Consider the following 11,984-nt stretch of genomic DNA (forward strand, 5'->3'; position numbering starts at 1 on the left):
GGTCTGACCATGTCACCCACCTCCGAGACACTGACCGCCGAGCGCATCCTCGAAGCGACCGAGGAGGTGCTGCGCCGCCACGGCCCCGCCAAGGCCACCGTGGTCGACGTGGCCCGCGCGCTCGGCGTCAGCCACGGGAGCGTGTACCGGCACTTCCGCACGAAGGCCGCGTTGCGGGAGGCCGTGACGAAGAGGTGGCTGGACCGTACGTCGGCGTCCCTGTCCGGCATCGTCGCGGCGACCGACCGCGACCCGGAGTCCCGGGTCCGCGACTGGCTGCGGGCCCTGTTCGACGCCAAGCGCCACAAGGCGGGCGACGACCCCGAACTCTTCGCCACCTACACCGTCCTCACCAGCGAGAACAGCCACACCGTCGACGAACACCTCACCGACCTGACCGGCCAGCTCACGGACATCGTCCGCGCCGGCACCGAGTCCGGCGCCTTCACCACCGCCGACCCGGCCACCACCGCCACCGCCCTCTTCCAGGCCACGGCCCTCTTCCACGACCCGCGGTACTACCGGGAGTGGGAACGGGCGGAGATCCAGGGGGAGTTCGAGGCGATGGTGGATCTGCTGGTGCGCGGACTCAGGGCCTGACCTCCGCCGTACACCGCCAGAAGTCCACCAGCAACCGCACCGGTTCCGGGCTCTCCACGCCCACCTGGGTCAGCAGGATCGTGATCGTGCCGGTGGGCGGGACGAGGTAGGCCGTCGTGCCGGTGCCGCCGACCCAGCCGTAGCGGCCCGGGGTGTTCCAGGGCTGGCTGGGGGTGACGTCGACCTGGCCGCCGTAGCCCCAGCCCTGGCCCTGGAGGAAGAGGGTGCCGAGTTCGCGCTGGTGGGCGGTGAGGTGGTTGGTGGTCATGCGGCTGACGGAGGCGGGGGTGAGGAGGCGGTGGCCGCCGGATTCACCAGGTTCGCCGGATTTACCGGATTCGCCGGAGGAGCGGAGGAGGCGGAAGAAGGCCAGCAGGTCGTCGGCCGTGGAGGCCAGTCCGCCGCCGCCCGACGGGAGAGCGGGCAGGCGGCTCCAGTCGCCGTCCGGGGTGTCAGCCGGTTCAAGGGCGCCGGTCGGGTCCGCGCGGTAGTAGGTCGTGAAGCGGTCCCGCTTCGTCTCCGGAACTTCGAAGGCCGTGTCCTTCATGCCCAGCGGTTCGAAGATCCGTTCCGCGAGGAAGTCCGGGAGGGTACGGCCCGACGCCCTGGCGATCAGGATGCCCTGGAGGTCGGACGCGGTGTGGTAGAGCCAGCCGTCGCCCGGCTGGTGGAGCAACGGGACCTGGGCCAGCTGCCGTAGCCAGGTGTCGGGGTCGGGATAGGTGTGCGGCTCCCGGCTGTCCTTCTGGACCGCGGAGAGGGCCTGCACCGCGGGGAGCGAGAAGTCGGACGCGTAGCCCCAGCCCGTCCGGGAGGTGAGTAGATCCTCGACCGTGATCGGGCGGACCGCCGGAACCACGTCGTCCACGGGACTCGACGGCGTACGCACCACCATCGGCTTCGACAGCTCCGGCAGCCATTCGTCGATGGCGTCATGGAGCCCGATCCGCCCGTCCTCCACCAGCATCAGCACCGCCGCCGCGGTGATCGGCTTGGTCAACGAGGCGATCCGGAAGATCGCGTCCCGGGGCAGCGGTGCGGTCCCGCCGGCGGTCAGCGAACCGACGGTCACCACCTCGACCTCGTCGCCGCGGTCCACCAGACCGACGGCTCCCGGCACAGATCCGCCGTCGACGTGCCGTCGCAGGGTGTCGTGCAGAGCGCTCATCGGCAGCCCTTCCGCGTTGATCGTCGTATGCCTTTGTACGTACGACCGCTGCCGCCACGGAAAGTCATCGCCACCGCGTCCTCTATGCCGCCGATGGATCCACCGTCGCCTGATGCGCTTCCGCCAGATGCTCCTCCGCCTTCAGCCAGGGCAGGAACTGCGCCGGCTTGCGCCAGCCGCACGTGTCGCACTTGATCGTGCGCTGCACTCCGGTGCGCTGCACCCGCACCACGTGCTCACGGCCGTGCTGGTCCCAGCGGCTTACCTTGCTCGAGTCGATCTGCGGCATGACGCCTCCAGCGTCCTGGGAAAGTCGTCCCGGGAGAGTCAAGGAGGAGTGTGCAGGAAGACCAACATCAACAGGTGGTCCTTCACCAGTTTCTGTCGAAGAGCTCCCAGTGTTCACGTCCCTCAATGACGCTCAGAAGCCCCTACGGTCTGACGTACTTCCGCGGCGTCCAGCTTCTCGGCCGTGCGTTCGGCGGTTCCCCGAGCCCACCGCCCGCTGCTCAGCAGACCCACCACCAGCACGACCACCCCGCACCCGGTCAGAATCCACCACCCCGGCACGGCGGCATCCACAAACGCGTCCTCGTACGCCGCCGCCCCCACACCGGCAGCCAGCACGGCCCCCACCACGGCGACACCGAGCGTCTGCCCCAACTGGCGGCTCGTCGAGGCGACGGCGGCGGCCACGCCGGCTTGCGCTCGCGGCATCCCGGACACGGCCGTATTGGTGATCGGCGCGTTCACGAACCCGAACCCGATGCCGAACAGCGCGTACCCCAGGAACAGCGTCACGTCAGAGGTCTCCGCATCGAAGACCGCGAACAACAGCGAACTGCACGTCATAGCCACCCCCGCGATCAGCAACGGCAACCGCGGCCCCCGGCTCCCGATCAGCCGCCCGGCCAGCGGAGCGCACACCAGCGTCGGCACAGCCATCGGCAGCATCCACAGCCCCGCGTGCAGCGCGTCCAGCCCTCGCACGTTCTGCAGATACAGCGTCGACAGGAACAGGAACCCGCCCAGCGAGGCGAACGCGCTGATCGCGATCACGGTGGCCCCGCTGAACGGTGCCGACCGGAAGAACCGCAGATCGATGAGGGGCTCGGCGCGACGAGGCTCGTACGCGAGGAGCCCGATCAGCGCGGCGACCGCGACCACCGCGAACGGCAGCACCGTGGCGGCCGACGCGTGCGGCGCCTCGATGATCCCGTACGTCGCGGAGCCGAACAGCGCGATCACCAGGAGCTGGCCGACGGGGTCGGGACGGCGGGCCCGGTCCGCACGGGACTCGGGGACGTAGCGGAGGGTCAGCAGCAGCGCGGCCAGCCCGACCGGCAGGTTGACCCAGAAGATCGACCGCCAGCCCACCGACTCCACGAGCAGTCCGCCGACCAGCGGGCCCGCGGCCATCGATATACCGACGACAGCGCCCCATACGCCGATCGCCCGGGCCCGCTCACGCGGGTCCGTGAACGTGTTGGTGATGATGGACATGGCGACCGGGTTCAGCATCGAACCGCCCACCGCCTGCACCATGCGGAACGCCACCAGCGCTTCCAGGTTCGGCGCGATCGAGCACAGCGCCGATCCGATCGTGAAGACGACGAGCCCCGCCATGAAGACGCGTTTGCGGCCGATCCGGTCGGCGGTGGAGCCCGCGAGCATCAGCAGCGAGGCGAGTACGAGGGTGTAGGCGTCGATGGTCCACTGCAGGCCCGCCGTACTCGCCTGCAACTCGCGCTGCATCGAGGGCAGGGCCACGTTGAGGATCGTGTTGTCGAGGCTCACGATCAGCAGGCTCATGCAGCAGATCGCGAGCACCAGTTTGCGGCGACGAGGGCTCAGCTCGGGCATCCATCAATAGTACGCCTAACTAATGAATCTGGCTGCACCCCCCTCGGTACGTGACAATGGGTGAATGCCCACGCCCACGTCCACGATGAACTCGACCCTGCGGATCGGCCCGCACACCGTCCAGCCGCCCGTCGTCCTGGCCCCCATGGCCGGGATCACCAACGCGCCTTTCCGCACGCTGTGCCGGGAGTTCAGCGGGGGCAAGGGCCTGTTCGTGAGCGAGATGATCACCACCCGGGCGCTGGTCGAGCGCAACGAGAAGACCATGCAGCTGATCCACTTCGATGAGAGTGAGAAGCCGCGGTCGATCCAGCTGTACGGCGTCGATCCGGCGACGGTCGGCAAGGCCGTGCGCATGATCGCCGAGGAGGGGCTGGCCGATCACATCGACCTGAACTTCGGGTGTCCGGTCCCCAAGGTGACGCGCAAGGGCGGGGGTTCCGCGCTGCCGTACAAGCGGAACCTGCTGCGGGCGATCCTGCGGGAGGCGGTCAGCGGGGCGGGGGACCTGCCGGTCACGATGAAGATGCGCAAGGGCATCGACGACGATCACATCACCTACCTCGACGCCGGGCGGATCGCCGTCGAGGAGGGCGTGACGGCCATCGCGCTGCACGGTCGTACGGCTGCGCAGCACTACGGGGGTACGGCGGACTGGGACGCCATCGCCCGCCTGAAGGAGCACGTGCCGGAGATCCCCGTGCTCGGCAACGGCGACATCTGGTCGGCGGAGGACGCGCTGCGGATGGTGCGGGCAACCGGATGCGACGGGGTGGTTGTCGGGCGGGGTTGCCTTGGGCGGCCGTGGTTGTTCTCCGACCTGGTGGCGGCGTTCGAGGGGCGGACGGACTTCAGCAGGCCCGTCCTCCGGGAGGTGGCCGACGTCATGGTCCGCCATGCCACGCTCCTCGGCGAGTGGATCGGTGACGAGGCGCGCGGCGTTATCGACTTCCGTAAGCATGTGGCCTGGTACTTGAAGGGCTTTGCTGTCGGTTCGGAGATGCGGAAGCGTCTTGCGATCACGTCCTCGCTGGAGGAACTCCGTTCTGGTTTGGACGAGTTGGACCTTGAGCAGGCGTGGCCGACCGGTGCGGATGGCCCTCGGGGGCGTACGTCCGGGAACAATCGGGTCGTTCTGCCGGATGGGTGGTTGAAGGATCCGTATGACTGCGCGGGCATCGGTGAGGACGCGGAATTGGATACGTCCGGCGGCTGAGTTTTCCGCTGCGGGTCCGTCGTGGCTGGTCGCGCAGTTCCCCGCGCCCCTTCGGGGCGCTGCCGAACCGCTCAGCCCTTGCTGGGGGCCGGTGTTGAGCCGTATGCCATCAGGAAGCGGTCGCGGAAGGTGTCCATTTTCCAGACGGGGGTCTTGGCGTCGGGCTTGATGCCGTCGGTCCAGTTCCAGGAGGAGATCTTGTCGAGGACCTTGGGGTCCTTGGCGACTATCGATATCGGGACGTCGCGGCTGGCGTTGTTGCCGCTGACGCGGGCGATCGGCTGGTGGTCGCCGAGGAAGACGAGGACGGTGTCGTCGGTGCCGTAGCGCTCGAGCCACTGGGTGAGGGAAGTGACCGAGTACTCGATCGACTTGCCGTACTCCTCACGGGACTTGGCGCTGTCGGACATGACGTCCGACGGGTTGGTGCCCGCCTTCTGGATGCTGTTGAAGATGGAGCCGTCGCCCAGTTCGTCCCAGCCGACCATCTTGGGGATCGGGGACCACGGCTGGTGGCTGGAGGTCAGGATGACCTCCGACATCAGCGGCTTGTCGCGCTTCTTGCCGTGCACCTGGCGCTGGAAGGCCTCCAGGGCGTACTGGTCCGGCATGGTCGACCAGCTGAACTTCGGGCCCTTGTAGCCCAGTTCGAAGGCGTTGTAGACCTTGTCGAGGCCGTAGAACTTCTCCTCCGGCCAGCCCTTCTGGATGCCCGGCATGATGCCGACCGTGTCCCACGCGCCGGTCTTCTGGAACATCTTGGTGAGGGAGAGCCGGTCGCTGGACATGACGGTGCGGAAGCGCTGCTGGTTGTCGATCCACAGGCCGGACAGGAACGTGGAGTGGCCGAGCCAGCTGCTGCCGCCGAAGGTCGCCGACGTCAGCCAGCCGCTCTTGGCGGCGAAACCGGCCTTCGTGAGCGCCTCGGCGCTCGTGTCGAGCGTCTTGTTCACGCCGGGCGAGATGTCCGGGTCCTCGAGCGCGCTGCGGCCGTAGCTCTCGATGAAGGTGAAGATGACGTCCTTGCCCCGCAGATCCGGCACCAGCTGAGCGCCGGGCGTACTGCCGAACCGGTCCGCCTTGGCCTCCTTGGCGAACGCCGCCTCGTCCCGCAGCGTGTCCTTCACCCGCCGCGCCTGGACCGCCAACGCGCTCACCGCCCGGTCGGAAGCCACCGGCACGCCCAGCAGCTGCACCCCCATCGCCGAGCACATGATCCAGACGGTGCCCGCGATCAGCGTGCCGCGTGTCGCCAGCGCGGTGTTCCGGCCGAGGAGATTCGCCAGCCTGACCGTCGCCAGCGCCATCACGGCGATCAGTACGACCACGAGGAGTACGGCTCCGACGGCGGCGAGCGTCGCGACCGTACCGCCCATCGAGTCCGCCATGTACGACTGCGCGTCGTCCAGCAACTCCCAGTCCAGGACCAGGTTGAAGCCCCGGCCCAGGTACTCCCGGAAGCCCATGTCCAGGAAGTTCAGCACGGTCAGGACACCCAGGCCGGCTCCGATCAGCGCGGCGACGATGGTGCGGGGGCGGCGGGGGAGTGCGAGCAGGAGCACGGCTCCTACGATCGCCTCCGCCGGGAGTCGCATGAATCTGTTCGGGCGCAGGGCGGCCCAGGCGTTCGGGAGGAGGAAGGCGGCGATGACGAGGGCTGCGGCGAGGATGGTCGTGGTCCAGCTGAGGATGGTGGGTAGCTTTGCGGCCTCGGCTTCGCCTTCGGCCTTTTCGTTCCCACCCGCACCACCCGTACCACTTTCGTCGTCGGGTGCGGGTGGCCCCTCCAGGGGTTTATCGCCGTCGGCGGGTGCCGGCTCGTCAGTCGTAGCAGGCTGTTGACGTTGGCGCGTGAAGACGGGCACCCGAAGTCCTTCCGTGCAAGGCCCAGGAACTACGCCATCCCGTACGGCCGGGCTGTGGCTCGTGTTCAGCACATTCGCCCAGCACTCAGCAAACTCCGGGCAAACAAGACGCCCCGTTAGGGGCGCGGGGAACTGCGCGACCAGCCACAACCTGGCCGCACTCGCCACGCAGCCCCGCCGCCCGAGCTTTTAGGCGCCCCCAACAGCCGTCAACAGCGCCAATGGAGCCGCCGCAGACCGAGACTCCCGCACACACGCATGCGGATACGGCACCGGCTCCCCATGAGTATCCCGCCCGTACCCGGCAAGCACCTCCGGCAACCGATGCCCCGTCGCCGCCGCCGCGTCAACCAGCGCGTGCGCCACCGTACGGGCCTCGTCATGAAGCCCGTACCGTGCGAGCCCCAGCGTGATCAGCGCGTTGTCATGCGGCCACACAGATCCCCGGTGATACGACAGCGGATGGTACGCGGGCTGGCCGGAGGCCACCGTGCGGACGCCCCACCCGGAGAAGAAGTCCGGTTCCAGCAGGCGCCGCCCGACCATCGCGCCGTACTCCTTGTCGAGCAGCCCCGACCACAGCAGATGCCCGGCGTCGGAGGCGAGCGCGTCGACATGTCGGCCCTCGCGGTCCAGGGCCAAGGCGGGGAAGGACCGGTCGCGCATCCAGAAGTCCCGCTGGAAACGGTCGCGGAGATCGCCCGCCGCCTGCTCAAGGAGCGCCGCGTACACCTCGTCGTCCCACACCGTGCGGGCCAGCCACGCGGTGCGGCGCAGGGCGTCGTACGCATAACCCTGAGCGCCCGCCGCCATCACCGAGCCGGAGGCCCTCGTACCGTCGGCGGAGCAGATCGCGCCGGGGGAGTCCTTCCAGTTCTGGTTGGCCAGGCCGCCCTGGTCGGCGCGGTAGACGAGGTAGCCGCGGGAGGTGAGCCCGCCGTGGTCCAGCATCCAGCCGATCGCGGCGCGGGCGTGGGGCTCAAGGCGGCGGGGCAGTTCCGCGTCGCCCGTCTGCTCTACGTATGCGCCGAGCAGTACCAGGAACAGCGGCGTCGCATCCACCGACCCGTAGTAACGCCCGTACGGCACCTGTCCGAAGTGCGCCAGCTCGCCGTGCCGTACCTCGTGCACGATCTTGCCGGGCTGGGCGACCGAGTCCGCGCCGGTCTCCGTCGCCTGGGCGGCGGCGAGCGCGGGGAGGGTGGCGGCGGCGAGCTGGGGGCGGTAGGGGAGGGCGAACAGGGACGTCAGGAGCGCGTCGCGGCCCAGCAGCGTCAGGAACCAGGGCGCTCCGGCCGCGGGCACCCGTACCTCCTCGCCGTCCAGGCCCGCCGCCGGGATCTGCAGCGAGGCCAGGTCGGCGAGGCCGCGCGCGCAGGCCGCGGCCAGCTCCGGCCAGCCGGTCGGGAAGGCCACGCCTTCGACGAATTCGCCCTCCATGGCCAGGAGTTGGTCGGTCAGCGCGGCGGGGGAGCGGGGCACCCGGAGGGCCCGCTTGTCGCCGTGCGGGCGGGCCATGACCCGCAGGGACAGCTCCGCCGTGCCGTGCGGTGCCAGTTCCAGGGTCCAGACGAGGCGGCGCGCGCCCGTGCCCGTCTCCTCGACGCCGTCCGGCACCGGCTCGGCCGTCACCGTCGTCAGGGAGCGCCACTCGCCGCGCCGGTAGGTGAACTCCACGCCGCCGTCGAGGACTTGGCGGGTGCGGGTGGCACCGATCTTGGTGTAGGTGCGGTGGTCGGAGCGCAGCTCGAACTGGTCGGTGAAGTCGGCGTCCGCGGTGACCGCGAGGCGGACCGTGGTCGGCACCGCACGGTTGCTGGTCACCCGCAGTAACTCGACGAAGGCGCCGTCCCCTACGGCCTGTTCACGGAAGATCGTGTACGCCGGTGGCTCCTGGCGGCCCCCGCGCGGGACCAGGACACAGCGCGCGGTGTCCCCGTCGGCGACGGGACTGAGGGCTTCGGGCACGGCCCCGTCGACCGTCAGCTGCCAGCGGCTGAGGTGCCGGGCGTCACGCACGAACAAGCCGTCCGGGGAACTGCCGCCCCGTACGCCGCTGATGTCGCCGCCGTCGCCCACGGCGGCGAACGTCCCGCCGTGCACGAGCAGATGATGCCGGTCCGTCATCCCTGGTCCCCTCCCTTGGCCGCCGCGCCGGCCATCACTGAGGTGCCGCTCACTGAGGTATCGCTGACTGAGGTGCCGCTGACTGAGGTGTCGCTGTGCAGCAGGTCGAGCGCGAGCGCGGCGGTCCAGCCGAAGCCGGTGGCTCCGCAGGCCTCGCCGGTGTACGGGTCGACGTACTCCGCGAAATCGGACGAGTCGGCCAGCTCCAGCACCGCCTCGCGCAGCGCACCGGCGCGCTCCCGCTCGCCGTACATCCGCAGCCCGCGCTCCAGCAGCCAGCTCGTGTTGAACCACGCCGGGCCGCGCCAGTAGCGGTGCCGGTCGAAGGCCTCGCCGAGGAGGTCGTAGGACGGGATGAGGCGGGTCGTGTCGCCCAGGCCGAAGTGCGGGCCGCTCGCCGTGCGCACGAGGGCGGCGGCGATGTCACGCGGGAGGCCGGGCAGGAGGAGCGGGACGAGGCCGGAGACAGTGCGCTCGGGGATCAGGACGCCGCCGTGCGGATCCCGGCCGGACTCCCGGCCCTGCAGGTCACGGCCGGACTCCCTGCCGTGCAGGTCACGGCCGGACTCCCCACCCCGCAGATCCCGGCAGAAGAACATGCCCCGCTCCGGGTCCCACAGCCGCTCCACCAGCGCCGCCGTCAGCCGTTCCGCGCGCGCGTGCCGGGCCGTCCCTGTCGCCCCCAGCTCGTGGGCGATGCGGGCGAGGGCGTGTTCGGAGGCGATGAGCAGGGCGTTGAAGGCAGGGTCCTCCACCGCGAAGTCGCCGCCCCCGTCTGCGTACCCCCGGTCCCGGTAGTCCGTCGCCAGGCGCACATACCGCCCGTAGTCCAGATCCGTCGGCCGGTCCTCGGCCGCCCCGTGGTCGAGGTCGGCGCGGCGGAAGGAGCGGGCCGGGGCGGGTGTGATGCGGCTCAGCGGAGCGTCCCAGGCGGGGGAGTTGTCCATGCCCTGCTCCCACGGGTGCACGACGGACGCGAGACCGCCGCCGCCCAGGTCCCGCCGGTGCAGCAGATAGCGGTGCCAGGCGGCCAGCCGGGGATACACCCGGGAGAGGAACCCGCGCGCGCGGGACAAGCCGGGGTCGGCGCAGTGCACCAGCCAGGCCGCCAGCGCGTGCACCGGTGGCTGCACGATGCCGGACGTCTGTACGGTGCGCGGGGCGCCCGCAGCGCGCCCCGCGGTCGAGGAGCGCCAGAAGTCGGGGCTCGGGAAGTAGGCATCGAGCGGTACGGAGGGGTTGAAGACGATGTGCGGGATCCGGCCGTCGCCCCACTGGGCGTCGAGCAGCGTGTCCAGCTCCGTCTGCGCCCGTAACGGCGAGATGTGCCGCAGACCGATCGCGATGAACGCGGAGTCCCACGACCACTGGTGCGGATACAGGCTGCGCGAGGGCACCGTGTTGGTGCCGGTCCAGTTGGTCTCCAGCACCCGCGCGGCCCTGAGGTGCAGCGAAGGTTTCGTGCGGGGCGGATCGTATACGAGCTCACGCTCGGTGCGGCGTGCTGTGAGTTGGGCAGTGCGATCCACTCGGGGCTCCCCGAAGACGTCCGGCCGATCGGTTCGGCGCTGGCTACCGTAGAGTTACGTCTATTTAACACGCAAAACTCAATATGTAATGCAGGCTTGAGAAACACAAGGGGGTGTGCATGGCCGGTCGGACTCAGGCGAGCGCCGGAGAGCTGCTGGAACTGGTGCGCAGCGGCCGTGCGACGACTCGTGGTGCCCTCCAACAAGTGACGGGTCTCTCACGCGCCACCGTCGGCCAGCGTCTCGACCGCCTCTTCCGCGCGGGCTGGCTGCGCGAGGGAGCCGGCGGCCGGGTCGAGTCCCCGCTCGGCGGTCGCCCCTCGATCACCCTGGAATTCGACGACGAGCACGCCGTCGTCCTCGCCGCCGACCTGGACACCCGGCACGCCCGCGCCGCCGTCCTCTCGCTCACCGGCGAGATCCTCGCCGAGCACTCCGGCACGCTGGTTGTCGAGGACGGCCCGGACGCCGTACTCGGCGACCTCGGCCACTGGTTCGCCGAGCTCCTGGAGAAGGCCGGTCACCGGGCCGACGAGGTCTGCGGCATCGGACTCGCGGTGCCCGGCCCCGTCGACCGCGACACCGGCCGCGTCGTCCAGCCGCCGATCATGCCCGGCTGGGACGGCTACGACATACGGGGCCGCCTCGCCAGGGCCTTCGCCGAGCACACGGGCGCCGCACCCGTCCCCGTCCTCGTCGACAACGACGCGAACCTCATGGCGTACGGCGAACAGCGCACCAGCCACCCCGACTGCTCGGCCTTCGTGCTGGTCAAGGTGTCCACCGGTATCGGCGCGGGCGTCGTGGTCGACGGCTCGGTCTACCGGGGCATCGACGGGGGCGCGGGCGACCTCGGGCACATCCGGGTGGGCGCGGAGGCGCTGTGCCGGTGCGGTTCGTACGGCTGTCTGGCCGCCGTCGCCAGCGGTGGTGCCGTGGCCCGGCGGCTGGCGCAGACCGGGGTGCCGGCCGCGTCCGGCTCGGACGTACGGGATCTGCTGGCGGCCGGGCATCCGGAGGCGGCGGCGCTGGCGCGGGAGGCAGGGCGGGCGGTCGGAGACGTACTGGCGACCGTCGTGACGCTGCTGAACCCCGGGGTTCTGATGATCGCCGGGGATCTGGCCGGAACTCCCTTCCTCACCGGCGTACGGGAGCTGCTGTACCAGCGGGCGCTGCCGCGTTCCACCGCTCATCTGGAGGTCGTGACCTCGCGGCTCGGTGAGCGGGCGGGGCTGGTGGGGGCGGGGGCGTTGGTCGTCGAGTACCTGTATGCGCCGGAGCGGGTGGAGGAGCGGTTGCTGGCACTGGGTGTGTAAGCAGCACGTTTCGGTCCGGATACCTGTCCGCGGGTCGTCCGCATGGTGAAATTCCGTCGCGTGTGGCAGCGTGATTCTCGCCACCCTTGATAAGGGTTGTGCTCAGATGAGCGGATCTTGGGCGACTGCACTTCTCCAAGGGGTGGCACTGAGTGCCACCCCTTGATCGTTCATCGATCGAAATCAGACGTGCCGAGAGCCGCTCAGGTGAGCGATAATGGCGGCCTGCGGGGCTGAGCCCGTTCAAGAAGTGAACACATGGCCGGGCTATTCCTTGCCAAGCTTTGACTTTCGATCCTG

9 protein-coding genes are annotated in these 11,984 nt (G+C 70.0%); 3 read left to right on the forward strand and 6 right to left on the reverse strand.

Annotated features, from left to right (window positions below):
- The first annotated feature begins 9 nt into the window (after positions 1-9).
- Entirely contained in the window at positions 10-600 is a 591-nt protein-coding gene (locus OG828_RS33270; RefSeq protein ID WP_328440753.1) for a TetR/AcrR family transcriptional regulator, read from the forward strand.
- Here the strand turns inward: OG828_RS33270 and OG828_RS33275 are convergent.
- The 3 genes from OG828_RS33275 to OG828_RS33285 form a co-directional block, all read right to left on the reverse strand.
- Positions 590-1,768, reverse strand: coding sequence for a serine hydrolase domain-containing protein (locus OG828_RS33275; RefSeq protein WP_328503228.1), 1,179 nt, complete (start codon positions 1,766-1,768; stop codon positions 590-592). The two genes, OG828_RS33270 and OG828_RS33275, sit on opposite strands and share 11 nt — an antisense overlap.
- An 82-nt stretch (positions 1,769-1,850) precedes the next feature.
- Entirely contained in the window at positions 1,851-2,057 is a 207-nt protein-coding gene (locus tag OG828_RS33280) for a hypothetical protein (protein ID WP_210574306.1), read from the reverse strand.
- Positions 2,058-2,179: 122 nt separating this feature from the next.
- On the reverse strand, positions 2,180-3,631 hold the full coding sequence (locus OG828_RS33285; RefSeq protein WP_328503229.1) for an MFS transporter: 1,452 nt from the start codon (positions 3,629-3,631) through the stop codon (positions 2,180-2,182).
- A 64-nt stretch (positions 3,632-3,695) separates the two neighbouring features.
- Between OG828_RS33285 and dusB the strand changes: the two genes are divergently transcribed.
- The gene (gene dusB, locus OG828_RS33290; RefSeq protein WP_328364778.1) at positions 3,696-4,847 is read left to right on the forward strand and encodes a tRNA dihydrouridine synthase DusB; all 1,152 of its coding nucleotides are present in this window, start codon (positions 3,696-3,698) and stop codon (positions 4,845-4,847) included.
- A 71-nt stretch (positions 4,848-4,918) separates the two neighbouring features.
- Here the strand turns inward: dusB and OG828_RS33295 are convergent, their stop codons facing one another.
- From OG828_RS33295 to OG828_RS33305, 3 genes are all read right to left on the reverse strand, one after another.
- Complete coding sequence (locus OG828_RS33295; RefSeq protein WP_328503230.1) at positions 4,919-6,712, reverse strand: CDP-alcohol phosphatidyltransferase; 1,794 nt, start codon at positions 6,710-6,712, stop codon at positions 4,919-4,921.
- Between the two features lie 189 nt (positions 6,713-6,901).
- Positions 6,902-8,839 carry an amylo-alpha-1,6-glucosidase gene (locus OG828_RS33300; RefSeq protein ID WP_328503231.1) on the reverse strand — a complete coding sequence of 646 codons (1,938 nt, stop codon included), beginning with the start codon at positions 8,837-8,839 and terminating at the stop codon, positions 6,902-6,904.
- A complete protein-coding gene (locus tag OG828_RS33305; protein WP_328503232.1) occupies positions 8,836-10,368 on the reverse strand; it encodes an MGH1-like glycoside hydrolase domain-containing protein in 1,533 nt (510 codons plus the stop codon). The genes OG828_RS33300 and OG828_RS33305 overlap by 4 nt, the downstream gene beginning before the upstream one ends.
- A gap of 119 nt (positions 10,369-10,487) precedes the next feature.
- Between OG828_RS33305 and OG828_RS33310 the strand changes: the two genes are divergently transcribed.
- On the forward strand, positions 10,488-11,684 hold the full coding sequence (locus tag OG828_RS33310) for an ROK family protein (protein ID WP_328503233.1): 1,197 nt from the start codon (positions 10,488-10,490) through the stop codon (positions 11,682-11,684).
- Positions 11,685-11,984: the final 300 nt, after the last annotated feature.

Source organism: Streptomyces sp. NBC_00457 (assembly GCF_036014015.1).
GTDB lineage: Bacteria > Actinomycetota > Actinomycetes > Streptomycetales > Streptomycetaceae > Streptomyces.